Source organism: Phaeobacter porticola (assembly GCF_001888185.1).
Lineage (GTDB): Bacteria > Pseudomonadota > Alphaproteobacteria > Rhodobacterales > Rhodobacteraceae > Phaeobacter > Phaeobacter porticola.
Window position 1 is genome coordinate 3,542,429 of sequence record NZ_CP016364.1, and the last position, 24,757, is coordinate 3,567,185.

Sequence of the window (24,757 nt, forward strand, 5' to 3'; positions counted from 1 at the left end):
TGCGCTACATTGGCCCGTGGGTTGTTCAGGCTCAATCACATGACATGGTTTGTCACGGCTTGGTGACGGGAAGTTACCGCTTGGAAATAGGATCCAATCCTTCTAGCGTGCGCCTCGCAGGAGGAGCAGATGACCGAAAAAATGAGCACGCATCAAGCGCAGGAAGATCAACGTAACGAAGAGATCCTGATCTATCTGAATGGTGAGATTGTTCCCAAAGCCGAGGCCAAGGTCAGCGTCTATGACAGTGGTTTCATGCTGGGGGACGGTGTCTGGGAGGGGCTGCGGCTGTACAACGGGACCTGGGCGTTTATTGATGAACATCTCGACCGCCTGTTTGGGGCTGCGAAGACTATCGATCTGGACATCGGGATGGACCGGAATCAGGTCAAACAAGCTGTTTTAGACACACAAAACGCCAATGACATGACCAGCGATGCCCATGCGCGCCTGATGGTAACACGGGGGGTGAAGTCCCGCCCGTTCCAGCATCCAGCGCTGTCGCAGCAGGGACCAACTTTCACCATTATCATGGAGCATTCGCGCCCGAACCTGCCACGCCCGATCCGGCTGGCGACAGTGCCACATCTGCGCGGGCTGCCGATGACACAGGATCCGAAGCTGAATTCGCATTCCAAGCTGAACTGCATTCTGGCCTGTATCGCGGCAGAGAAAGCGGGCGCTGATGAGGGGCTGATGCTCGACGTGAATGGGTTCGTGAATACGACCAATGCCTGCAATTTTTTCATCGTGCGCAAGGGGGCGGTTTGGACCTCGACCGGCGACTATTGTATGAACGGGATCACCCGGCAGAAGGTCATCGACCTATGCCGTGCCAATGACATTCCGGTGTTTGAGCGCAACTACTCCCTGGTGGATACCTACGGCGCTGATGAGGCGTTTCTGACCGGCACCTTTGGGGCACAGACACCGGTGGGTGACATTGACGGACGGCAGATTGGCGACGGCGAGATGGGGCCGGTGACCAAGCGTCTGCGCGCGCTGTACAAGGATCTGATCGCGCAGGAGTGTGCCTGATGCGGATTGCCATGTGGTCAGGGCCACGCAACCTGTCGACTGCAATGATGTATGCCTTTGGCAACCGCGGCGATTGTGCTGTGGTGGATGAGCCGTTCTATGCCGCCTATTTGGCAAAGACCGGGCTGGAACATCCCATGCGGGCTGAAATCCTGGACAGCCAGTCAAGGGATGCTGAAGTTGTTGCCGCATCTCTGCTGGGGCCAGTGCCCGCTGCAAAACCGTTTTTCTATCAAAAACACATGACCCAGCATATGATAGACGGGGTGCCGCGCGCCTGGATGCGGGAGGTCACAAATGTGTTTCTGATCCGCCATCCGGCACGGGTCATCGCCTCATACGCCGAGAAACGCGAAAATCCGACGCTGGATGATATCGGGTTTCGCCAGCAGGCGGAGCTGTTTGATCTGGTGACACGCTGGGGTCAGTCGCCCGTGGTGGTGGAGAGCGATGATATCCGCAGCGATCCCGCAGCGGTATTGGAGCGGCTCTGCGAGAGCCTGTGTGTCCCGTTTTCCCCTAAGATGCTGTCATGGCCAATGGGAGGACATAAGGATGATGGAGTCTGGGCCGCGCATTGGTACGGGTCTGTCTGGCAGTCGACCAAATTTGCAGGACCCGAGGGGTCGTTGCCTGAAGTTCCTGCAACGTTGCAGCCGGTTTCGGACGCCGCTATGCCCTATTATGACCGGTTGAAAGCGCAGAAAATCTGATCGCGTAGGGGGCGCTGCCCCCTCGCGCCTCTGGCGCTTCACCCCCGGAGTATTTTCGGAAAGGTGACACCTATCGAGTACGTTTCGCTTAGCTGATCAGTTTGCCCAGCTTCATCGCCACGCCCATATCACCTGATATTTTCAGCTTACCCATCATCACGCCGGTCATCGGGTTCAATTTCCCGGTCAGAAGCTTTTTCAGATTTTCAGTGCTGATGCGGATGGTGCAGTCAGTATCGCAATTTTCCATTGAAGCATCGCCATCCGCAAGGACGATCACACCATCATCACCGCAGTCGAATTTCAGTGATCCGTCAAAGGTTTTCCCGGTCAGACCAGCGCGGATGCCTTCTGCCAGCGGTTGTAGTGCCATAATGTCCCCCTCGGTGTCTCTCGTTGTGCCAAGGGTTAGGCATCGGGGTGCCAGCGGGCAAGGGTGACCAAGGGGGAGGTCGCGTCAACTGTCAGCCAAGAGCATCACGGGTGACAGGGCAGGGGATGCCGTCGAAAAACGTCTCCAACACTGCGTTGAATGCCTGCGGGGCGTCGGGCACAGCGGTGAAAAGCGTCATGGAGGAGCGCAGTTTCTTGGCATCGGTTTCGCCCAAAATGTCCTGCGCGCTGCGGTCGTTGTGGCTCAGCAGCAATTCGCTGGCTTCGGTCAATCGTGTGCGCAGAACGGGATGGGCAAGGTAGGCTGTCGCCTCCGTCAGGTCCTCGATACCGTAAAGCTGGGCCATATGGGACTGACCAAGATCGGCCAGTTGCGGAAAGACGAACCACATCCAGTGGCTCGCCTTTTTTCCCGCAGAGAGTTCGGTGCGGACATCGTTCCAGACGGTGTCCTGCGCTTCGACGAACATCTCCATCTCTTCGGTCAGATCGTCGTCTATATCCTCTGTGATATCGACGCGGTCGCTCATTTTTTCAACCGGCGCTCGCGGGCGGCGAGCAGCTTCAGTCGTAGCGCGTTCAGCTGGATAAAGCCGGCAGCGTCTTTCTGATCGTAGGCACCGGCGTCATCCTCAAAGGTTACATGTGCTTCGGAGTAGAGCGAGTGATCAGACCAGCGGCCGACCGTGGTTGCGGAGCCTTTGTAGAGTTTCACGCGGACCGTGCCGGTCACATGCTCCTGACTGCGATCGATGGCGGCCTGCAGCATTTCACGCTCTGGCGAGTACCAGAAACCGTTGTAGATCAGTTCAGCATATTGCGGCATCAGCTGGTCTTTGAGGTGCATCGCGCCGCGGTCCATGGTGATGGATTCAATGCCGCGATGGGCCTCAAGCAGGATGGTGCCGCCGGGCGTTTCGTAGATGCCGCGGGATTTCATGCCGACAAAACGCCCCTCGACAAGGTCGAGACGACCGATGCCATGTTTGCCACCGTATTCATTGAGCTTGGTCAGGATGGTTGCGGGCGACATTGCTTCGCCGTTGATGCTGATCGCGTCGCCTTTTTCAAAACCGATCTCGATGAATTCGGCCTCGTTCGGGGCGTCCTCCGGATGGACGGTGCGCTGGTAGACGTAGTCGGGCGCGGCCACGGCGGGATCTTCCAGTACCTTGCCCTCAGAAGAGGTGTGCAGAAGATTGGCATCGACAGAGAAGGGCGCCTCGCCACGCTTGTCCTTGGCCACCGGGATCTGGTGCGCTTCTGCGAATTCCAGCAACCGGGTCCGCGACGTCAGATCCCACTCACGCCAAGGGGCGATCACCTTGATGTCGGGGTTCAGCGCATAGGCCGCCAGTTCAAACCGGACCTGATCGTTGCCCTTACCGGTGGCGCCATGGGCGACCGCATCAGCACCGGTGGCTTCGGCGATCTCAACAAGGCGTTTAGAGATCAGCGGGCGGGCGATGGAGGTGCCCAGCAGGTAGAGACCTTCGTAGACCGCATTTGCTCGGAACATCGGGAAGACGAAATCCCGCACGAATTCCTCGCGTACGTCTTCGATGAAGATGTTTTCCGGCTTGATACCCAAAAGCTCGGCTTTCTGGCGTGCGGGATCCAGTTCCTCACCCTGGCCGAGATCGGCGGTGAAAGTCACAACTTCGCAACCGTATTCGGTCTGCAGCCATTTCAGTATGATTGACGTATCAAGACCGCCGGAGTAGGCGAGGACAACTTTCTTGGGCGCGGACATTGGATTTCCTCTTGATCAGAACGCCTGCGGCCTACCCGGTTTTTGTCAGAAGGGCAAGGTTTTCCCCGGATCGGAACCTGAGCGTGCGCATTATGGTCACGCGCGACGATTGAGCAGTATTGGAGCACGAATAAATGATTGGCTGGAAGCTATTTCTACACTCGGTAAGAATGGTGCAGCGGAACGTTCCGCAACTGATGCGGATCTTTCTTGTGCCCACACTGATAGCGTTGGCGATCGCCTATTTGGCCATTGGTGGCCTGCTTGGCGACGTTGGACTTCAGGCGCGAGGGTTTGACAGCGACATGTTCTTTTCAGTTCTCTGGCGCATCGTTGGACTATGGCTGGTGATTGGACTAATTGGCGCGTGGACCGTCGTGGTCTGGCATCGCTACATTCTGCTGGAAGAGCATCCTCGCGGCTGGCTTCCAGTTTTGCATAAGGGGGAGGTTGGCAACTATATCTTGGGTCTGATCAAGCTGTTTTTCATCGGAATGCTGTTCTTCTCTGTCCTGGCATTTATTGGGCCGGCCTTGATCCTGAGTCTCGGAATGGTTGGCCTATACCTGTTATTGGCCGCTGGCGCGCTGATTGCGATATTCATGTTCAGGTTTGCATTGGTCCTGCCGGCGGCGGCGCTTGGTAAGCCTATTGGTGTGAGCGAGTCATTGGCACTGACGACCGGCGCATTTGGTACATTGTTCGTCCTCGGTGTTTGTCTTTTTGGTCTGCAGCTCGTGGCCGAACTGATCCTGTTCCTTGTGGCTGATGCTGCGCTTATCGCGATGGTTCTTGAGATAGCTTTCTCTGTTGTGCTTGCGATCTTGAATATCAGCGCTCTCACCACCCTTTACGGCTACTACGTCGAGAAACGACCGATCTGATCGGCGGTATTCTTCAGTATGCTTTGACCTTGCCCCCTTGCCTTGCCGGCGGGGTTGGGCCACTCAAGTGCTATGAGTGATTTCCAGACCAAGGCCCGGGCCGCCGAACAGGCCATGCGTGCGATTTTTCCTGCCACACCGTTGCAACGCAGCGCGCTGCTGTCTGACCGGTTTGGCGCCGATATCTATCTGAAACGTGAAGACCTGAGCCCGGTACGATCTTACAAGATTCGTGGCGCCTTCAATGCGATGCGCAAGCAGCTGGAGCAATCGCTGTTTGTCTGCGCGTCAGCAGGCAATCACGCGCAGGGCGTCGCCTATATGTGCCGCGAGTTGGGCAAGCGGGGCGTGATCTTCATGCCGGTGACCACACCGCAGCAGAAGATCCAGAAAACCCGGATGTTTGGTGGCGACAGTGTCGAGATCCATCTGATTGGCGATTATTTCGATGACACTTTGGCTGCGGCGCAGAAGTGGTGCGCGGATGAAGGTGGCCATTTCCTCTCGCCGTTTGACGATGACGATGTGATCGAGGGGCAAAGCTCTATCGCGGTCGAGATTGAGGCCCAGCTGGGTGCGACCCCGGACCATGTGATCCTGCCAGTTGGTGGCGGGGGTATGTCGTCAGGTGTGGCCCGTTGGTTCGGGGATCAAGTGCATTGCCTGTTTGCGGAACCTGCTGGCGGGGCATGTCTGCGGGCGGCGCTGGCTGCAGGGCATCCCGTTGCATTGGATCATGTCGATACATTTGTTGACGGCGCGGCCGTTGGTCGTGTTGGCGCACGGCCGTTTGAGGTCCTGAAACAGGTCCCCTTGCCCGATGTGCTGTCGATTGCCGAAGATCGCATCTGCACAACAATACTTGAGATGCTGAACGTCGAAGGTGTGGTGTTGGAACCCGCCGGGGCGCTGGCGATTGAGGCTCTGCGCGATGTGCGCTCCTGGATTCGCGGCAAAACCGTGGTCTGCCTGACGTCTGGCGGCAATTTTGATTTTGAACGCCTGCCGGAAGTGAAGGAGCGCGCGCAGCGCTATATGGGGTTGAAGAAGTATTTTCTACTACGCCTGCCGCAGCGGCCCGGCGCGCTGAAGGAGTTTCTGGGTATTCTAGGACCTGAGGATGATATCGCCCGGTTCGAATATATGAAGAAATCAGCGCGCAACTTTGGCTCGGTGCTGATTGGTATTGAAACCAAGCAGCCTGAGAACTTTGCCGATCTCTACGCCCGTCTGGATGCTGCTGGATTTGCCTATACCGATATCACCAGCGACGAAACCCTGGCACAGTTTGTGATCTGAGGCGGTGTCGGCTCAGAGTTGGCTGCTCATATCGCGCAGAAACTCTTCCTTGGAATTTTCATAGCTGGCAATGATGGCAACGGTGTCGACGTCTTTGGCTTCGCCTTGGGCGGAGCGGCGCTCGCCCTCTTGGCAGAGGCGGGAAAACTGGCGAAACCCCAGATTTAGTGCGCTGCCCTTCAGGAAGTGGAGGTCCTGTTCCAAAGTTGCCAGATCGGGGAATCGCAGCTTTTCGATGACGCCTTCGACCTCCTCCAGGAAAATTTCAACAACTTCAGAGAAGTCCTCAGCGCCGACTTCCTCGTGCAACTCTTTCGCGCGTGACCAATCAATCATCTTTGCAAACCTTGTTTTGATATCGCATTTTACGATTGCTTTACTTATAAACTCGTAAATCACCGATTAACGCGAGGCTAGGCTGATAATTCGCAAACTTCACCTCCTGTTAAGCGAAGGGCGCGATAGTGACTTGCGTTTAAGGTATCTTGCGCCGTTTTTTGTGGGGTTCACTCGGTGTTGCCAGACAGTTCGATCGAAATAAACCAAGAGGTTGCGACCAATTCGATCCGCCGTGTTCTGGTGGTCGATGACAGCCGTCTGCAACGGCGAATCTTGGTCGCATCGCTGAAAAAATGGGGATTCGAGGTTGTCGAAGCCGAGAGCGGCGAGGCAGCGATGGAGATTTGCGAAACTGATCCGCCAGATCTCATCCTAAGCGATTGGATGATGCCGGGGATGAATGGTCTGGAATTTTGTCGGGCGTTTCGGCAAAAATCACAGGACAATTATAGCTATTTTATCCTGCTAACGTCCAAGAGCGAAAAGAACGAGGTGGCGCAGGGTCTTGATGCTGGCGCCGATGACTTTCTGACCAAACCTGTCAGCTCGGACGAGCTGCGCGCCCGAATCTCTGCAGGTGAACGTATTTTGCGGATGCAGCGGGAACTCTCTGAGAAAAATCGTATCGTATCTGACACGCTGGATGAGCTTCAGCGGGTTTATGATGCGATCGATAAGGATCTGATACAGGCGCGAAAAATTCAGGAATCGCTTGTACCCGAGCTGTCTCGAGATTTCGGATCATCAACCGTCAGCCTGCTGCTAAAGCCCTGCGGTCATATTGGCGGTGATCTCGTCGGCATGTTCTCACCGGGAGTAAATCGGGTGGGATTTTACTCCGTCGATGTTTCCGGGCATGGCATCACCTCGGCGATGATGACGGCGCGGCTGGGTGGGTACCTGTCCTCGACATACTTCGATCAGAACGTTGGCATGGAAAAGCGGTTCAACCGCTTTTATGCGCTGCGCCAGCCTGAGGAAGTGGCAAGTCTGCTCAATGCACGGCTCATCGCGGATACCGGTATCGAAGAGTATTTCACGATGGCCTATTGTATTGTCGATCTGCGTAGTGGTGTGCTTAAGATGGTTCAGGCCGGTCACCCGCATCCATTGCTTATCCGCAAGGATGGCAGTACCGAATTCATCGGCAAGGGCGGAGTCCCTGTTGGTTTGGTGCCTGACATTACCTATTCGCAGGAAGAGCTGGTGATGGAAAAAGGCGATCGGCTACTGCTTTATTCCGACGGATTTACCGAGGCGCGCTTGGAAAGTGGCGAGATGCTGGAGGCAGAAGGTCTGGTCGATCTGATAGCCAAATGTAACTCTGACCAGACAGGCCAGGAGTTTCTAGACGATCTCTACTGGAACCTGACGCAGACAATGTCATCGCAATACGGATTAGAGGACGATGTGTCCGCCACATTGTTCGAATACGAAGGCCCTTGAGCGCAACTATGGTAGTTGCGCCTATGTGGTTGATTGCTACAGAAGTCTCATCCATCGCGTGATGTATCCAGCGAAATGACGGTCCCCGGCATTCCCCAGAACCTCTGTCGCAACGTCTGGGCGTATCCATAACGCATTGTGTAACGGTTCGGTCGGCGCGCAGATCTGGCGAGCGGGGCGAGCGATATAGATATGGCACAGCTTCTCTGCCCAAAGATCATACTCTGGCATGTAGGCAAATCGGCGAAATGCGCCCAGCTTGCGTGGCTGCGAAATGGTCCAGCCGGTTTCTTCCATCACCTCGCGGTGCAGGGCAGGCAACGGGGATTCGCCTGGATCAATACCTCCGCCTGGTAGTTGAATATCGGGATCTGGATCGTGTTGACAGGTAACAAGCAGCTTGCCGTCGCGTGGCAAGACAGCGTAGACACCGGGCCGCCGTCGGTAGCTCTGCGATTTTTCCGGCGTATCGCCAAAACGTCTGATCATGGCGCTGACCTCTTCACTCTGATGATGTAAACCCTATATAGGCCCGATATGCCAATCCACGGCGCGTAAGGAAACCCCATGACACTTGTATCCAAAATCGCGTGGGACGATACAGTCCTGCCCTTCCAGCTTGATGTTTCGGACATGCGCGGCCGCGTTGCACGGCTGGACGGCGTATTGGACGGTATCCTGAAACAACACAACTACCCCCATGTGGTCGAAGCATTGGTCGCAGAAATGGCCCTTTTGACAGCGCTGATTGGTCAGACCATGAAGCTGCGGTGGAAGCTGTCTTTGCAGGTGCAATCCAAAGGGGCAGTGCGCATGATTGCCACTGATTACTATGCTCCAACGGAAGAAGGCGCCCCGGCTCGTATCCGTGCCTATGCCAGTTATGATGAAGCGCGGCTGACCGACGGCGCCCCATTTGACCAGGTGGGTGAGGGGTATTTTGCAATCCTCATCGACCAAGGGCAGGGGATGAAGCCCTATCAGGGAATCACGTCGCTTGCAGGCGGATCTTTGGCGGCTTGTGCTGAAGCGTATTTCGCACAATCTGAACAGCTGCCAACACGGTTCTCGCTCAGCTTTGGCCGCTCATCTGAGCCAGGTACACCGGAACATTGGCGTGCTGGCGGTATCATGTTGCAGCAAATGCCCAAGGCTTCGCCGTTTGTGGCGGAGGGGCCTGGTGTCGGAGAGGCGCTGACGCCTGAGGATCTTGTGAGCGGAGAAGAGGGCGAAAACTGGAACCGCGTGATGCACTTGCTTGCAACGGTTGAGGATATGGAGCTGATTGGACCCTCAGTGACGCCAACCGACCTGCTCTTGCGATTGTTTCACGAGGAACAACCACGGGTTTTTGAGGCTCAGCCGGTAAAATTTGGGTGCACCTGCTCGGCCGAGCGTGTGCGTCAAAGCCTGTCGATTTATTCTGCGAAAGATATCGCCACGATGACGACTGACGATGGTCGGGTGACCGCAGATTGTCAGTTTTGTAGCGCGCACTACGACTTAGATCCGGCCACGGTGGGGTTTGAGGCCGAAACGCCCGATGTGGAAAAGGGTAATAGTGCCTGACCTTCTAACACGTTTGACCGGCGCGCTGGGCGTAGACGGACCGGGATCAACTGATTTCGACCTAAACCCTGATGTTGCCCTGCCCGCCGATCGCAAATTGCGCCCGGCGGGCGTCCTCGTGGCGATCAGCACTGTCGATGGTGACCCACGTGTTATCCTGACAAAACGTTCCTCTGCGCTGAAACATCACCCCGGCCAGATCGCGTTTGCTGGCGGAAAACAAGATGAGGGTGACGCCAGCGTTGCCGATGCTGCCCTGCGAGAGGCATGGGAGGAGATAGGACTACCACGCCATTTTCCGCGGATCCTTGGGCATCTGCCGCAGCATGAGACGGTCACAGGTTTCGTTGTGACACCGGTGGTTGGGCTGATTGATCAGAAGTTTGACATCAAAGCCGAGGCTGGCGAGGTGGCAGAAGTCTTTAGCGTTCCATTGGCGTATTTGTGTGATCCTACGAACTATCAGATTCAATCGCGACGCTGGCGCGGTGTGAGACGCCATTATTTTGCGGTTCCCTACGGTCCGTACTACATCTGGGGGGCAACGGCGCGGATGTTGCGCGGTCTTGCCGAACGGATGCAACCATGACCCGGATCGTTGCACCTTGGCTGGATGACCCCGCTACTCAGTTCGTCTGTGAGACCCTGACCAATGGTGGGGCAGACCTATATTTTGTTGGCGGCTGTGTGCGCAACGCTTTGCTGACTGCACCAGTGTCTGATCTTGATCTGTCGACCAATGTACCGCCTCAGCGTATCATTGAGCTGGCAGAGGCTGCCGGAATCAAAGCCATCCCAACTGGTGTTGATCATGGCACCGTGACGCTGGTGCATCACAGCATCCCCTATGAGATCACGACGTTCCGCCGGGATGTGGCCACTGATGGTCGGCGCGCCGTTGTTGCCTTTGCCGAGACGATCACGGAAGACGCCGCGCGGCGAGATTTCACAATGAATGCGTTATATGCCCGTCCGGATGGCTTGCTGGTCGATCCGCTAAATGGATTGCCAGATTTGCGGGCGGGAGTGGTGCGTTTTATTGGAACCGCCGCAAACCGTATCTGCGAGGATTACCTGCGCTCCCTGCGCTATTTTCGGTTTCATGCCTGGTATGGCAATCCAGCTGCGGGGTTCGATCCGGACGCATTGTCTGCCATCGCCGAGAATCTGGATGGGATAGACACGTTGTCGCGTGAACGGGTCGGGGCTGAGTTGCTCAAGCTGCTCGCGGCGCCAGACCCGGCACCCTCAATCGCGGTAATGCGGCAGATAGGGTTACTACAACTGATTCTGCCTGGAAGCGATGATCGGGCTCTCGCGCCATTGACCCATCTTGAGAATGATACAGCTATTGACCCTCTTCGACGCCTCGCAGCGCTGGGTGGTGAGACACCGAGACAGGCTTTGCGGTTGAGTAAGGCCCAGGCCGCAGAGGTGCAGTTGCTCCGTGGTGCGGCTAGCGGAACAGACGGATCTGCGGCACTGGCCTATCATCATGGTGACACGACAGCGCGCAGCGTCGCGCTGCTGCGCGCTGCACTGTTGGAGATGCCAGTTTCATCTAAGTTAGAGGCTGAAATCAGCCTGGGGGCAGCGGCCGTATTCCCGATTTCGGCTAAGGATTTGATGCCGGAATTGCAAGGCCCAGCCCTGGGGGCAGCGCTCAAATCACTGCAGCAGGAATGGATCGCTTCGGGCTTTTCGCTGGACCGTGACGCTTTGCTGCGGCGTTTACAGTGATCAGCCGTCTCTAACCTTTTGCTGTAAAAAGGGGTGACAGAGTAGATTTTTTTTCCTACCCATAAGAGGCAAATTCGGAACCACCTCAGGACGGGAGGAATACGCATGTACTACGGGATCTGGCACGACTGACGCCTGACCTGTCCGACAACTGAGTCGGGAGGCCACGGCATTGGCCTCTATTCGCATGACTATTCCTAATGCTCATATTCTGGAGCACCCGCATGTTTCGTTTTTTCGAGAACCTTATCGACCCCTATTGTGACTACCCAGAGACCAACACGCCGCCACAGCGGTTGTGGCCGTTTCTGAAAGACTATTCGCAGCCTTTCAAAAAGGTGTTTGCCGTAACGGCGTTGATGTCTGTGATCGTTGCGGCCGTTGAGATTGGTCTTATCCATTATATGGGGCGTGTTGTTGACCTGCTCTCGGGGGAGCCCGCAGAGGTTTGGCAGACCTACGGTACCGAATTGATCTTTCTGGCGGTGTTTATCCTGACGGTCCGCCCGATATTGCAACTGTTTGATGTGCTGTTGTTGAACAACGCTATCCTTCCGAATTTTGGCACGCTGATCCGTTGGCGGTCACACAAACATGTCCTGCGGCAGTCAGTGGGCTGGTTCGAGAATGATTTTGCAGGGCGTATCGCAAACCGCATCATGCAGACGCCTCCGGCGGCTGGAGAGGTGGTGTTTCAGGTTTTTGACGCGATCACTTTCGCCCTTGCCTATCTGGTTGGTGCAGCCTTGTTGCTGTGGCTTGCCGATGTACGTCTGATGGTGCCGCTGTTACTCTGGTTCGCATTGTACGGGGTGTTGATCCGTTGGACGGTGCGCCGTGTTGGGCCTGCCAGTCAGGCGGCATCAGATGCGCGGTCAACCGTGACGGGCCGTGTGGTGGACAGTTATTCCAACATTCATTCGGTCAAGATGTTTGCGCATCACGATACCGAACTTAGCTACGCAAAGGAGGCGATCGAAGGAACGCGCAAGACATTTCAGGCGGAAATGCGGCTCTATACTATTATGGACGCGGCATTGGTGACGCTGAACGGACTGTTGATCGTGGGTGTTGTTGGTTGGGCCATCCTTTTGTGGATGCAAGGGCTGGCCTCGGTTGGGGCGGTTGCCGCTGCGACTGCGCTAACGCTGCGATTAAATGCAATGACCGGTTGGATCATGTGGGCATTGACCACGTTTTTCCGCCAGCTTGGTGTTGTCGCCGAAGGGATGGAGACCATCGCACAGCCGATCGATCTGGTCGATGTCGCTAATGCCAAACCGCTTGATCTGCGCAAGGGGCAGCTGGAACTGCGGGATCTATCCCACCATTATGGGCGTGGTTCCGGTGGTCTGGACAAGATCAATCTGATGATTCGATCGGGTGAAAAGATTGGGCTGATCGGGCGATCCGGTGCCGGGAAATCGACGCTGGTGAAGCTGCTGCTGCGATTTTATGATCCAGAGGGTGGTCAGATCCTGATCGATGGTCAGGATATCAGGGCGGTCACGCAGGACAGTTTGCGCAGCCAGATTGGAATGGTGCAGCAGGATAGTGCGCTGTTGCACCGCTCGGTGCGCGAGAACCTGCTCTATGGTCGCCCTAACGCAAGTGAGTCTGCAATGATTGAGGCAGCCTCGCAGGCGCGGGCCCATGATTTCATCCTTGATCTGGAGGATCCACAGGGACGGACGGGTTATGATGCCCATGTCGGCGAACGCGGAGTGAAATTGTCAGGTGGGCAACGCCAACGGGTAACCCTAGCGCGGGTGATCCTGAAGGATGCGCCAATCCTAGTGTTGGACGAGGCGACCTCGGCGCTGGATTCAGAGGTGGAGGCAGAGATCCAGCAGACGCTTTATGGCATGATGCAAGGCAAGACTGTGATCGCTATCGCGCACCGCTTGTCCACTATCGCACAGATGGATCGCATCCTGGTTCTGGACGATGGTCGGATTGTCGAAGAAGGTACCCATGACGTGCTTTTGCGTTCAGAAGGCCTATATGCCCAGTTCTGGGCGCGGCAATCCGGTGGCTTCCTGAACACTGAGGCAGCAGAATGAGACTTGGAAATCTGATCGACGCATTCCAACCGGCCAAAGGCCCCCCACCAGATCGGCTGGGGGCCTTTTTACGATGGTGTCTGTCGGGGGCCTGGCCAATGCTTGTGCTTGCGGCGTTGTGCTCGGCACTGGCCGGTGGGATGGAAGCGGGGACCGCCTACATTTTGGGTCTTGTGATTGATACTGCAATCTCCAGTGGACCAGAGCAGTTCTTTTCCGCCGGGAATATAGTGATCATCGTCGGGGGGCTTGGGTTTTTCATATTCCTGCGTCCAGTTCTCTTTGGCCTGTCTGCAGCCTCAAACGCCATCATCGTTCAGCCCAATGTCAATCCACTGGTGCTGTCGCGGCTCAATCGCTGGACAATGGGGCAGTCGGTGCGCTTCTTTGATGATGATTTTGCGGGGCGTATCGCACAGAAACAAATGCAGACAGCGAATGCTGTCACGTCAGTCGCGGTTGAAGTTATCAATGTCGTAGCTTTTGCGCTGGCCTCGCTCTTGGGGGCTTTGGCATTGTTGGGGGCAATTGACTGGCGCATCACTGGATTGTTCATGGTGTGGCTTGTTGGCTACTTTGCGACAATCCGCTGGTTTTTACCACGAGTCCGACAACGCTCCGCCGCGCGAGCTGGCGCACGGGCGATGGTATCGGGGCAGGTGGTTGATACGATCACTAACATCAAGACCGTCAAACTGTTTGCACATGCCGATCATGAGGAAAGCACCGCACAGAACGCGATGGCTGATTTTCGCAGTAAGGCACTTCATTTTGGCTATCTCTCGGCAACGTTTCGCTTTTGCCTGATGACATTGGCTGGTTTTCTGCCGGTACTGCTGATCGGGGCGACACTGATGTTGTGGCAGGACGGTCTGGCAAGTGAGGGAGATATTGTTGCGGCAGGGGCCGTGTCAGTCCGTATCGCACAAATGACGGGTTGGGTCAGTTTTACTCTGATGGCCATCTATGCCAACATCGGTGAAATCGAAAACGGTATGAAGACCCTAACGCGCCCTGACCGCGTTGAGGATCAGGGCGCAGCAAAGGTGTTAGATGTTTCCGATGGTCAGATAGAATTCCAAAACACCGGCTTTGCCTACGGACGTGATGTAGGCGGTATTCAGGATATCTCACTCACTATTCAGCCGGGTGAAAAGCTGGGCATTGTCGGGGCGTCTGGTGCTGGAAAATCCACGCTGGTTTCTCTGCTGCTGCGGCTCTACGACGGGGAGAATGGCCGTATCCTGATCGATAGGCAGGATATCTCTGGGGTCACTCAAGACTCTTTGCGCCGCAAAATCGGTATGGTCACGCAAGAAACCGCAATGTTCAATCGCTCGGCCCGTGAGAACATTCTTTACGGTCGCCCCGACGCCAGTGAGCTGGAGTTGATCGCTGCGGCTCGCAAGGCAGAGGCGCATGAATTCATTGAGCAGCTGGCGGATGGGCAAGGCCGTACTGGGTATGATGCCTATCTGGGTGAGCGTGGTGTGAAACTATCAGGTGGGCAGCGTCAGCGCATTGCTCTGGCCCGCGCCATTCTGAAGGATGCACCGATCCTGGTACTGGATGAGGCCACGTCGGCACTTGATTCCGAAGTTGAAGCAGCCATTCAGGCGGCGCTAGAGCGGGTAATGGAAGGGAAGACCGTGCTGGCAATTGCCCACCGATTGTCAACGCTGAGCGAGATGGACCGTATTGTTGTAATGGAACAGGGCCGTATCGCGGAGGTGGGCACACATGACGCGCTGCTTGCGCAGAACGGGCTATACGCAAAATTCTGGTCGCGCCAGTCCGGTGGGTTCATTCGCACTGAAGAGAATGATGATATGCGCAGTTTGACCCCGCAGGATGCGGCAGAATAGGCGCGGGCCGCAGTTGAAGTCGCAATAGCGGTACTGGGACTGCGCATTTCCCTTTTGCCTGTCATGGTCGCAGGGTATTCAGCGACCATGACACATGCAGCCAGAACCACAGCTACAATCACACGTCTTGGCCATCAGGGCGATGGCGTTGCCGAAGGCCCGCTTTTTGCGCCACGCACCCTTCCAGGGGAAGTGGTGACCGGAATTCGCGACGGCCATCAGTTAACAGATATTCGCGTCGAAACCCCATCAGAGATGCGGGTTCAAGCGCCTTGTCGGCATTATAAATCCTGCGGGGGTTGCCAGTTGCAGCATGCCGAAGACGGGTTTGTCGCTGCTTGGAAGGTCGAGATTGTACGCAATGCGTTGGCGGCACAGGGGCTAGAGACAGAGTTTCGCCCGATCGTCACTTCGGCGCCGCGAACACGCCGCCGTGCCGCCCTGTCGGTGCGCCGCACAAAAAAAGGGGCGATGGCAGGATTTCACGGCCGTGCCTCTGATGTGATCACCGAAATTCCCGATTGCCAGCTGCTGGTTCCTGAGTTGATCGACGCCATTCCCATGGCCGAGGCGCTGGCAATGGCCGGGGCAAGCCGCAAGGCGCCACTCTCTGTGACCGTGACGCTCTCTGAAGCTGGGCTGGACGTTCTGGCAACCAACGGCAAACCGCTGGACGGCCCGCTGCGGATTGCGCTGGCGCAGGTTGTTGAGGGGCATCACATCGCCCGCCTTACTTGGGAAGATGAGTTGATTGGAATGGAGCAGCCGCCGACGCAGCCCTTTGGCCCTGCCCACGTCTGCCCGCCACCGGGTGCCTTCTTGCAGGCCACGCGTGATGGTGAAGCTGCGCTACTGGCGGCAGTCGAGGACTGTGTGAAAGGGGCGAAGCGGATCGTCGATCTGTTTGCGGGCTGCGGTACCTTCAGCTTGCCACTGGCCTGTAACGCCGAAATTCACGCCGTCGAAGGAGAGGGTGTGATGCTGCAGGCTCTTGATGCTGGGTGGCGGCAGGCGAGGGGGTTGAAGAAAGTTACAACCGAAACCCGCGATCTGTTTCGGAATCCCCTTTTGCCTGAGGATCTCAATCCTTTTGGTACAGAATTTGCCGCAGCGGTGATTGATCCGCCTCGCGCCGGAGCAGAGGCACAGGCCGTGCAGTTGGCTGCGGCCAAAACCAAACGGGTAGCATATGTATCCTGTAATCCTGTGACCTTTGCGCGCGATGCAAAGATCCTGACCGATGGTGGGTATCGATTGGATTGGGTGCAGGTTGTAGATCAATTCCGCTGGTCCTCGCACACGGAGCTTGCGGCCAGCTTTTCCTATGTGGGGTGAACCAGTGACCATCAGCGCAGAACAGACACTACTCCAGCGGCTTGGTTCGATATTGGCGAGTGACCGCTTTGGCAATTTTATTACGGCTGTGATTCTGATTAATGCCGTCACGCTGGGAATGGAGACATCTGAAACGGTCATGTCCCGCGTTGGGCCTGTTGTCCTATTTGTTGATCAGCTCTGCCTGGCGATTTTCGTGGTCGAGCTGCTGGCCAAACTTCTGGTCCAGAGACATCGCTTTTTCCTGCGCGGATGGAATCTCTTTGATTTTGTTATTGTCAGCATCGCCTTTGTGCCGGGGGCACAGGGCATGTCAGTGCTGCGGGCGTTGCGGATTTTGCGTGTGCTGCGGGTGATTTCTGTCGCGCCGCGTCTGCGCCGTGTTGTCGAGGGGTTCATTACCGCGCTGCCGGGCATGGGGTCGGTATTCCTGCTAATGGCAATCATCTTTTATATCGGCTCTGTTATCGCGACCAAGCTCTTCGCTGACAGCTTTCCTGAATGGTTTGGCAGTCTCGCGCTCAGTGCGTATTCGCTGTTTCAAATAATGACGCTGGAAAGCTGGTCGATGGGGATCGTGCGCCCTGTGATGGAGATCTATCCCTATGCTTGGGCCTTCTTTGTGCCATTTATTATGGTCACGACTTTTGCGGTGGTGAACCTGCTGGTCGGCCTGATTGTGAACTCAATGCAGGATGCACACAGCGAGGAAGAGGGCGAGCGGACCGATGCCTATCGCGATCTGGTTCTGGCCAGATTAGAGGCAATTGAGCAGCAGGTTACCGCGCTTAGCCCGCCGAACGAGAAGAAGTGATTATGAAATCTCCGACCACCATAGTAGTTGGAAATTGAGGCAAATCAGGCAGAGACCTATAATAATGGACAGACGCACATTTGGATTGGGCGCGGCGGCGACCCTTGGTTTGGCGGGGTGTAGCTCCGGGCCGAGCAAATTTCGCAGCTATAACGGGCCCGAGGTGACATCGGTTGTGGTCAACAAAGGCGCACGCAAGGTCTATCTACTTCACAATGCAGAAGTCCTTCGTGAATATGAGATGGAGCTTGGCTTTGCACCGCTTGGCCATAAGGCGATCGAGGGAGATGGCAAGACGCCCGAAGGCACCTACTTGATCGACCGCCGAAACCCCAACAGCCGCTATCATCTATCAATTGGGATTTCGTATCCCAATGCCCAAGACCGGGCCAAGGCCGCTGCGGCGGGTAAAAAGCCGGGTGGAGAGATCTTTATTCACGGGGAACCGAACGATGCTCGCCAACGCAAGCGCGCGTCGCGGGTGGATGATTGGACCGCTGGTTGCATCGCGGTGACCAATGACGAGATCGAGGAAATTTACGCCATGGTTCGGGATGGCACGCCCATCACGTTGCGCCCCTGATACATCGCTCAGCTGCAACTGGTGTGGCAGTCGAGACTGGCGAATGAAAGAGGCCCGATCAGCCAAATGGTGATCGGGCCTCTTTCATGCTGCGTTATGGCAGGGCTTAGCTGCCCATAACCAAGGTCCACCAGATTTTACCGTTGGACTCTTGGAACCAGGAAAACCCCATATTGGCAGCCTTTGGATCCATAATCACAGAACGCGTTGCCTGGTTTTCCATCCATGCAGTCAGCGTTTGCAGCTCGCTTTCGTAGGTTTCCGAAATAGTCTCGCCGATCATGGCACCAGTGAAGCCTGCACGAGAAACGCGGTCCAGGGGAGAGGAGCCATCAGAGCCGAAGTGCCATGGCCGATTCTGTACCGACATGTCCCGCGAGTGTGTTGCGGCGGCGGCGGTCAGCTGTGGGTTCAATGATACTGCGGGTTTGCCAGCGGCCTGTCGCAGAGCGTTAACCGAATCGAGCATCCGCAGCTGAACTTTGTCGGCATTGCGGACCCGATACACCTTGCCACCGTTCGTGGTGCCGTCTGGGGCTGGCGCGCAGGCCGCAACGAGGGTCATCAACCCGGCGATGAGGATCAGAAATACACGTGTCATACTACACCTTGCTTCATTGACTGGCTGATCCAATACCCCGGCTGTGACATAGGCGCAAACCTGTCAGCGGTGAATTGATCATTGATGGCGGGTTTGATTTGCGACTGCGGCTTTCGCGCCATAAGATATGGTGTAACGAATGCATATCTCCGCAGTTTGGAAAAGTCATGACTCGCAGTCCCTTCAGCTCCTTATCACGACGGCAGTTTCTTGCCGGTTCGGCATCCATTGCCGCCACCAGTCTCAGCACGACAGCCTGGGCCCAAAATGCTTCTGAGGTTCCTGAAGAAGGGTTTGATCCGCTGCGTCCGCCGCCTGAGCCGGAAGCCCCTGTTCAACGCAATATCTCAGCTTTCCGTGCCAAGGACTGGCGTCCCTATTTCGATAACCTACGCAACGGGGCCGTTCTGGTGGATATCAACAGCCGGGCCCTACATTTCTGGTCTGCGGACGAAAGCATCTATCGGCTATTCCCGTCTTCCGTACCGCTTTCGGATGATCTGACACGTCGTGGTCGTACCAAAATAATTCGTAAGGTTGATGGCCCAGGCTGGGCACCAACCCCGAATATGCGCAAGCGTAATCCGGAGTGGCCCGCCTATATCCCGCCGGGCCCGGACAATCCGCTTGGAACACACGCTTTGTATCTGAGCTGGAAGTATTACCGTATCCACGGCACACACGACACGCGCAAGATCGGTCGCAAGTCTTCGAATGGCTGCATCGGCCTATATAATGAGCATATTTCACAGCTATTTGGGCTGACAAAAGTAGGCACACAAGTGTTGCTAATTTGACGACATCGGTGTGTTCCAAAGGCTGAATCATACAACAAGCAATTGCAATCCCGTGATTTTGCTGGTTAGAAAAATATTACGAGGTAAGTCTTGGGCGCGTGGTTCAGGTGGACTGAACTGCGCATATTTTTGGAGGTTAACATGAAAAAACTCGTTATCGCTGCTGCTCTGACTGCTGCTGCTTCGACCGCATCCGCGGGCAACCTGGCTGAGCCGATCGTTGAGCCGCCGGTTATCGTTGAGCAGGCAGAAAGCTCCTCCAGCGGCATCCTTCTGCCGCTGCTGCTGCTGGTTCTGGTTGGCGCAGCTGTCGCAAGCAACTAATTGCTTGTTTCAGAACGTTAAGAAAGGCGGTGGTTTTCCACCGCCTTTTTTCATGGCTGGACATATTTGAAAGCCGTTGTGACTGGCACGGCGTTAAGCCGCGTCTAGTTCTGTCAGAATGTGATCCAAACTCTCGATGATCATGGCGACGCCTTCTGCATCAATTGTAAGGGGTGGGCGGATTTTCAGAATGTTGTCTTTCGGTCCTTCGCTGCCAATCAGAATGCGATGATCGCGCATCCTGTTCTTTACGTAGGCACAAATGTCTGTTGCTTCTGTGCCGTCTGCGTTAATCAGCTCCACCCCCAAGAACAGCCCCATACCACGGACATCGCCGATGGCGGAATGTCGGGTCTTTAGGTCCTTCAATCCGGTGATCAGATCGGTGCCACGTAGGCGGGCATTCTCTTGAAGCCCTTCATCTTCAACGATTTTCAAAACTTCGGTTCCAACCCGGCATGACAAGGTCGATCCGCCAAAGGTTGAGAAGAATTCCGGCCCTTGCGCAAAACTCTCAGCGATGGCACGGGTCGTGACCAACACACCCAGTGGATGCCCGTTGCCTATCGGTTTGCCGAGAACCACGATATCGGGGGATGCGCCCTGATGTTCAAAGCCAAAGTAATATTCCCCCAAACGTCCCAGCCCGGTTTGCACCTCGTCAGCAATGCAAATGCCACCTGCGGCGCGAATCTTGTCATAGACTGCAGGCAGATAACCCTTGGGTGGGATGATTTGACCGCCAACAGATGGGAAAGTTTCAGCGATAAAACCGGCGAGGCCATGACCGCTTGCCTGCAACCTCTCGATCGCAGGATCCACAAGATCGGCGAACTTCTGTGCTCGATTCGGGTCGTCACGGCGGTAGCTGCCGCGATAATCATCGGCGACCTCAACCAGTTCCACCCAATCGGATGGACCAACGCCACCATTTGCGTTGAATTTATAGGCTGATACGTCGATGACACCTGTCGTGTTGCCGTGATAGCCGTGATCGGGCGTCACCATGCCCTTTGCTCCGGTATGAGCGCGGGCCAGCCGGAGTGCCAATTCGTTGGCCTCGGTGCCCGAATTGACAAAAAAACAGACCTCCAGGTGGTCTGGCATTTTCGACAGTACCTTGTCGGCAAAGGAAGTCTGAGCGGGATGTAAATACCGAGTATTGGAATTCATACGCCTTAGCTGATCGGCCGCGACTGCTTGAATACGCGGGTGGGCGTGTCCGACGTGGGGGACGTTGTTGTAAGCATCCAGATAGGGGCGGCCCCATTCGTCGAACAAATGGTGTTTCCAGCCCCGCACCAGCATTACCGGATCGCTGTAAGTCAGGCTGAGATTGCCGCCGAAATGTGCGCGCCGTCCTGCAAGTATGGTGGATTTGTCTGTTGGCTGATAGCTCACTTTGTCGGCGGTCAGGTTCAGAAGTGCAGCTGGATTGGGGCAAAGTGCATTCCAAAGCGCCAGATCATCGGGGTCTGCAACGCCGGGCCAGTCTGCCTCAATCCCATTGGTAGAGAGCGCCAGCTGAAAGTGAACATGCGGTGACCAACCGCCATTTTGATCGGGGGTACCAAGCTGACAAAAGGCCTGACCCTTCGCAATCTTGTCACCAACCGATAGCCGTTCGCAGCACTCTGGATCCAGATGGCCGTAGAGCGTGTAGAACGGCAAACCGGTATCCGTGTGGTGTTTCAGGATAATAACGCCGCCATAGTCCAAATGGTCGTCTCTATTCTCAACCGCCGCCACTTGGCCGTCCATGGGGGCAAAGAGCGGTTGCTTAGCCGGGGCAAAGACGTCGACCGCCAGATGGACAGTTCGGCGATCGCTAGCTTTATAGGGGCCCTTGCGGAAAGCAGGTGCGGCATAGATCAGACGGGGTTCGTTGTAATAGCCGAGCCACCAGCCTTGGCCATGCTCGCCAGCGAATTCGGATCCGACCAATGCCGCTTCTGCAAGTGGCATGTCGAAAGGGTTTTGTGGCCATGTGGAGTTTTCAACGGAGAGAGACCCCATTGGTACATCCGTCAGGTCACAACCCATGAGCGGGGCGAATTCACCTGAATGTGTCTCTAAATAGGTTAATACGTGGTCTGCGCCGTCGACCACGGGCATCGCGCATACGGCCCGAAGACGTGCTGCTATTAGGGAGGCATGTTCTGCAGGCTGGTCTAGGAAACGCCAAGCCGGCGCCTGAGAAATGGTCACATAGGGGTCATCAGGGTTATCTGCGGCCATCAGGGTCGAGTTGACTATGCTAACTGCGAGACGCATTCGTAGGAGAGGCCACAGCAGGTCCAGTTCGGCTGGTGTCAACGGGGAGACCGCATGGTAACCGCTAACAAGGGCGGCCAGGGCAGCCTGCGGGCGGTCATGGTCGAGAACCACGTAAGCAGCGGCAATCGCAAGATCGCAGATTCTGGGTGCCGCGCACATGTCACCAAGGTCGATCAGCCCGGAAATCATGCGTGGTTGTGTCAGGTTTCCGGTGACCAGAATATTGTAATCATTCGCGTCATTGTGAATCGCTTGTTTGGGTAGCGCCCTCAGCTGCGGCATGATTTCGGCAAAATCGGCACAGATCTGCTCAATCACCGCGCGCCGCTCAGTTACCGTGATGCAACTGGTCTCCTTTGCAACCCAGGATGCTGCCATAAGGTCCCATTTGAAGTCGCGCTCCAAGGCTGGGTGCGCAAAACCGTCCAGCGCTTGCGTGGTACCCGCCAGTGTCGATCCGACCTGTGCAATCAGGTCAGCTGTTTTCGGGGCACTATTGGCATAACAGCGCCCTGGTAGCTGGGTCTGAACCCAGACAAGCCGTTCGGCACCTGTGTCATCGGGGATCGTCAGGCAAGTGCTGCCATCAGACGTTGATATGACACGGGGAAGCGGTAAGTGTGCGGCAGTATTGGCGATGTGTTTTAGCGCGGCAATCTGCATGTCCACCAGGTCAGGCGCGCAACCAGGCCGCATGGCTTTCAGAACATAGCCCTGCCCACCGCCATCAACTGCGCGGAAATTGAGGTCATATTCCCCGTCCAGCCGCGTCAATTCAGCGGTGATGCCCCAATGGTCTTGCAGGGCGCCAGCCCAGTGAAGTGCAGTCATGAAATGCCCCTGTACAAACATACGCAGCCCCGTTGGCCGGGGCGTTTGGGCTATTTGGACCGGGGCGTGGCGATTAGTCCAGCCACCCTTTCAAATTGCGTTCGATCACGCCGGAGAGTGCGTCAATATGCTCTGCATCATCGTTGAGGCAGGGGATATAGGTGAACTCCTCGCCGCCAGCATGTTCAAAGCTCTCTCGGATCTCTTCATTGATTTCCTCAAGCGTCTCTATGCAATCGGCAGAAAAGGCCGGCGCAATCACCGCGATGTTTTTCTTGCCCTCTTTGGCAAGGGTCGCGACATGATCCACAGTATAGGGTTTCAGCCATTCTTCGGGACCAAAGACCGACTGAAATGTTGTGGTGATCTCCGTGTCAGTCCAGCCAAGCCGTTCCTTCAGCAAGCGCGTCGTTTTCTGGCACTGGCAATGATAAGGGTCACCCTGCATCAGATAGCGCTTGGGCATTCCGTGATAAGACACGACGAGAATTTCCGGCTTGTTTTCGGCTGCGCTGTAGGCTTTTTCGACGGAACGGGCCAACGCATCAATATAGGCGGGATCATCGAAATACGGGGCCACGGTGCGCGCGGCTGGTTGCCAGGTTTCATCCATCAATGCACGAAAGAACTGGTCATTGGCGGTGGCAGAGGTTGCTCCAGCATATTGCGGATAGAGCGGGACAAACAGGATTTTCTGGCACCCCGCTTCAACCATTTCACGCACCTTGGATTTGGTCGATGGGTTGCCATAGCGCATGCAGAAATCGACCATAACCTCGCTGCCATACCGGGCCTGCAGGGCCTCGGACATCGCGGCGGTTTGTTCTTTGGTTATGGTCATCAGGGGGCTTTCGCCCTTGTCATGATTCCAGATGGATTTATAGGCCGCACCCGATGTGAAGGGCCGTTTGGCTAGGATAATCAGTTGCAGCAGCGGCTGCCATTTCCAGGCTGGATAGTCGATCACGCGCTTGTCAGACAAAAACTCGCTCAGGTAGCGGCGCATTGGCCAGTAGCTGTAATCATCCGGGGTGCCGAGGTTGGCCAGCAGCACGCCGACCTTGGCCGGAGCGATCTTGGGGTGATCAGCCGGGGCGTGGGCAGGGCAGGTGGCGGGGGCAGTGGCGTCCAGCATCTATCAGGGTCCTGTTCGTAATCGATCAGCGGTTCATTGGTCCGCCCTATCAATATGAAGATACGGTGGAAATGACCAATTGGATCATTCCACCAGAGCCATAGGAAACCCCTATGACCAAAGGCGTCTACTTTGGTAGCGGGGTTTCCGGCACCTTCAGCGCATCGGCCAACCGTGCCTTGGCAGATCCGGGGCGCAGCGGCTTCTGCTGGTTCTCGGACGGTGACCAGCCTGTGAGGCATATCAATTCAAACGTTGCAGGCAATAGGCTGTCGTCGGTCGCGTAGGTCTCTCGGTAGATCTCTTCTGCCTTGTTAAACAGGCGGCGCGGTGTCGCGCCCTTTTGGCGCTGGGCCAAGGCATTCGTTTCCCCCATGCCGCGCAGTTCCTGCATCAGATGCAGGAGGTCCCGGTACTTCGCCGTTAGCGGCACGACATCGGCCACCGGCAGCGCAAATCCTGCTCGTTGCAGTAGCGCGCCAAGATCGCGGACTTCTCCCATTGGGGCGACGCGCGGTGACAAGCCACCGGACAGTTGCGTTTCGGCGGTTGCAAGTGCGCTGCGCAGTTCATTCAGGGTCTGGCCTCCCAGCATGAGAACAAGCAACAATCCGTCTTCGGTCAGGGCGCGGTGACACTGGATCAGTTGCCCAACCGGATCATTGGCCCAATGGAGCGACATCGCATGGACCACCAGATCATGTGAGCCGACCTCCAGATCCAAGGTATCGTCATCGGCGACATGTTTGGCATGTGGCAGACAGCTCTCCCAGCCTTCCGCAAAAGGCGCAACAAGCGCTGGACGATTAAAGGTCTTATTAACCATTGACAGCCGATCCTCAATTTCGTCGCGAGCGATATCATGCAGGAACAGCGCCTCGGGTGTCAGGCGGTTACGATGGGCAGCAATGGCGCTGCGATCAAAAAGCTGCGGGCGGGGCGTCGTGGCTTGGGTCAT

General features: G+C 56.1%; 24 protein-coding genes. 15 read left to right on the forward strand and 9 right to left on the reverse strand.

Annotated features, from left to right (window positions below; translation table 11 throughout):
- The first annotated feature begins 129 nt into the window (after positions 1–129).
- Together PhaeoP97_RS17005 and PhaeoP97_RS17010 are read left to right on the forward strand one after the other, a co-directional pair.
- Positions 130–1,038: a D-amino acid aminotransferase gene (locus PhaeoP97_RS17005; RefSeq protein ID WP_072506094.1), complete on the forward strand. Its 909-nt coding sequence runs from the start codon at positions 130–132 to the stop codon at positions 1,036–1,038.
- Positions 1,038–1,751: a sulfotransferase-like domain-containing protein gene (locus tag PhaeoP97_RS17010; protein WP_072506095.1), complete on the forward strand. Its 714-nt coding sequence runs from the start codon at positions 1,038–1,040 to the stop codon at positions 1,749–1,751. Before PhaeoP97_RS17005 ends, PhaeoP97_RS17010 begins: the two co-directional genes overlap by 1 nt.
- 88 nt (positions 1,752–1,839) lie before the next feature.
- Here PhaeoP97_RS17010 and PhaeoP97_RS17015 read toward each other — a convergent pair whose 3' ends face one another.
- The 3 genes from PhaeoP97_RS17015 to PhaeoP97_RS17025 all read right to left on the reverse strand — a co-directional run bounded on the left by PhaeoP97_RS17015 (position 1,840) and on the right by PhaeoP97_RS17025 (position 3,897).
- Positions 1,840–2,124, reverse strand: coding sequence for an SCP2 sterol-binding domain-containing protein (locus PhaeoP97_RS17015; protein ID WP_072506096.1), 285 nt, complete (start codon positions 2,122–2,124; stop codon positions 1,840–1,842).
- A 91-nt stretch (positions 2,125–2,215) separates the two neighbouring features.
- The gene (locus PhaeoP97_RS17020) at positions 2,216–2,674 is read right to left on the reverse strand and encodes a DUF1810 domain-containing protein (protein ID WP_072506097.1); all 459 of its coding nucleotides are present in this window, start codon (positions 2,672–2,674) and stop codon (positions 2,216–2,218) included.
- On the reverse strand, positions 2,671–3,897 hold the full coding sequence (locus tag PhaeoP97_RS17025) for an argininosuccinate synthase (RefSeq protein WP_072506098.1): 1,227 nt from the start codon (positions 3,895–3,897) through the stop codon (positions 2,671–2,673). The genes PhaeoP97_RS17020 and PhaeoP97_RS17025 overlap by 4 nt, the downstream gene beginning before the upstream one ends.
- A gap of 134 nt (positions 3,898–4,031) precedes the next feature.
- Between PhaeoP97_RS17025 and PhaeoP97_RS17030 the strand changes: the two genes are divergently transcribed.
- A complete protein-coding gene (locus PhaeoP97_RS17030; RefSeq protein ID WP_072506100.1) occupies positions 4,032–4,781 on the forward strand; it encodes a hypothetical protein in 750 nt (249 codons plus the stop codon).
- Positions 4,782–4,853: 72 nt separating this feature from the next.
- Positions 4,854–6,080, forward strand: a complete 1,227-nt coding sequence (gene ilvA / locus PhaeoP97_RS17035) for a threonine ammonia-lyase IlvA (RefSeq protein ID WP_072506102.1) — start codon at positions 4,854–4,856, stop codon at positions 6,078–6,080.
- Positions 6,081–6,092: 12 nt separating this feature from the next.
- Here the strand turns inward: ilvA and PhaeoP97_RS17040 are convergent, their stop codons facing one another.
- Entirely contained in the window at positions 6,093–6,416 is a 324-nt protein-coding gene (locus tag PhaeoP97_RS17040; protein WP_072506104.1) for an Hpt domain-containing protein, read from the reverse strand.
- Between the two features lie 177 nt (positions 6,417–6,593).
- Here PhaeoP97_RS17040 and PhaeoP97_RS17045 point away from each other — a divergent pair, with 177 nt between their 5' ends.
- Positions 6,594–7,865 (forward strand): PP2C family protein-serine/threonine phosphatase, encoded by a 1,272-nt coding sequence (locus PhaeoP97_RS17045; protein ID WP_072506106.1) that lies wholly within the window; start codon positions 6,594–6,596, stop codon positions 7,863–7,865.
- A 36-nt stretch (positions 7,866–7,901) separates the two neighbouring features.
- Here the strand turns inward: PhaeoP97_RS17045 and PhaeoP97_RS17050 are convergent, their stop codons facing one another.
- On the reverse strand, positions 7,902–8,354 hold the full coding sequence (locus PhaeoP97_RS17050) for an NUDIX hydrolase (protein WP_072506107.1): 453 nt from the start codon (positions 8,352–8,354) through the stop codon (positions 7,902–7,904).
- A 78-nt stretch (positions 8,355–8,432) separates the two neighbouring features.
- On the opposite strand from PhaeoP97_RS17050, the gene hslO reads away from it, so the two are divergent.
- From hslO to PhaeoP97_RS17090, 8 genes are all read left to right on the forward strand, one after another.
- Positions 8,433–9,434, forward strand: coding sequence for an Hsp33 family molecular chaperone HslO (gene hslO / locus PhaeoP97_RS17055; protein WP_072506108.1), 1,002 nt, complete (start codon positions 8,433–8,435; stop codon positions 9,432–9,434).
- Entirely contained in the window at positions 9,427–10,023 is a 597-nt protein-coding gene (locus PhaeoP97_RS17060) for a CoA pyrophosphatase (protein WP_072506109.1), read from the forward strand. Before hslO ends, PhaeoP97_RS17060 begins: the two co-directional genes overlap by 8 nt.
- On the forward strand, positions 10,020–11,174 hold the full coding sequence (locus tag PhaeoP97_RS17065; protein WP_072506110.1) for a CCA tRNA nucleotidyltransferase: 1,155 nt from the start codon (positions 10,020–10,022) through the stop codon (positions 11,172–11,174). Before PhaeoP97_RS17060 ends, PhaeoP97_RS17065 begins: the two co-directional genes overlap by 4 nt.
- A 224-nt stretch (positions 11,175–11,398) precedes the next feature.
- Positions 11,399–13,237, forward strand: coding sequence for an ABC transporter ATP-binding protein (locus PhaeoP97_RS17070; RefSeq protein ID WP_072506112.1), 1,839 nt, complete (start codon positions 11,399–11,401; stop codon positions 13,235–13,237).
- Entirely contained in the window at positions 13,234–15,102 is a 1,869-nt protein-coding gene (locus PhaeoP97_RS17075; protein ID WP_072506113.1) for an ABC transporter ATP-binding protein, read from the forward strand. The genes PhaeoP97_RS17070 and PhaeoP97_RS17075 overlap by 4 nt, the downstream gene beginning before the upstream one ends.
- Positions 15,103–15,189: 87 nt before the next feature.
- Positions 15,190–16,437 (forward strand): class I SAM-dependent RNA methyltransferase, encoded by a 1,248-nt coding sequence (locus PhaeoP97_RS17080; protein WP_072506115.1) that lies wholly within the window; start codon positions 15,190–15,192, stop codon positions 16,435–16,437.
- The gene (locus PhaeoP97_RS17085; protein WP_192849669.1) at positions 16,427–17,251 is read left to right on the forward strand and encodes an ion transporter; all 825 of its coding nucleotides are present in this window, start codon (positions 16,427–16,429) and stop codon (positions 17,249–17,251) included. The genes PhaeoP97_RS17080 and PhaeoP97_RS17085 overlap by 11 nt, the downstream gene beginning before the upstream one ends.
- Positions 17,252–17,315: 64 nt before the next feature.
- A complete protein-coding gene (locus PhaeoP97_RS17090) occupies positions 17,316–17,834 on the forward strand; it encodes a L,D-transpeptidase family protein (RefSeq protein WP_072506117.1) in 519 nt (172 codons plus the stop codon).
- Between the two features lie 106 nt (positions 17,835–17,940).
- Here the strand turns inward: PhaeoP97_RS17090 and dalA are convergent, their stop codons facing one another.
- Entirely contained in the window at positions 17,941–18,435 is a 495-nt protein-coding gene (gene dalA / locus PhaeoP97_RS17095; RefSeq protein ID WP_072506118.1) for a divisome-associated lipoprotein DalA, read from the reverse strand.
- Between the two features lie 167 nt (positions 18,436–18,602).
- Between dalA and PhaeoP97_RS17100 the strand changes: the two genes are divergently transcribed.
- Entirely contained in the window at positions 18,603–19,232 is a 630-nt protein-coding gene (locus PhaeoP97_RS17100) for a L,D-transpeptidase (protein WP_072506119.1), read from the forward strand.
- A gap of 141 nt (positions 19,233–19,373) precedes the next feature.
- Positions 19,374–19,556 carry a hypothetical protein gene (locus PhaeoP97_RS17105; protein ID WP_072506120.1) on the forward strand — a complete coding sequence of 61 codons (183 nt, stop codon included), beginning with the start codon at positions 19,374–19,376 and terminating at the stop codon, positions 19,554–19,556.
- Between the two features lie 93 nt (positions 19,557–19,649).
- On the opposite strand, the gene PhaeoP97_RS17110 is transcribed toward PhaeoP97_RS17105, so the two are convergent.
- The 3 genes from PhaeoP97_RS17110 to PhaeoP97_RS17120 all read right to left on the reverse strand — a co-directional run bounded on the left by PhaeoP97_RS17110 (position 19,650) and on the right by PhaeoP97_RS17120 (position 24,757).
- The gene (locus PhaeoP97_RS17110; protein WP_072506549.1) at positions 19,650–22,664 is read right to left on the reverse strand and encodes an aminotransferase class III-fold pyridoxal phosphate-dependent enzyme; all 3,015 of its coding nucleotides are present in this window, start codon (positions 22,662–22,664) and stop codon (positions 19,650–19,652) included.
- A 73-nt stretch (positions 22,665–22,737) separates the two neighbouring features.
- A complete protein-coding gene (gene hemH, locus PhaeoP97_RS17115; RefSeq protein ID WP_072506121.1) occupies positions 22,738–23,799 on the reverse strand; it encodes a ferrochelatase in 1,062 nt (353 codons plus the stop codon).
- A 127-nt stretch (positions 23,800–23,926) separates the two neighbouring features.
- On the reverse strand, positions 23,927–24,757 hold the full coding sequence (locus PhaeoP97_RS17120) for a methyltransferase domain-containing protein (RefSeq protein WP_072506122.1): 831 nt from the start codon (positions 24,755–24,757) through the stop codon (positions 23,927–23,929).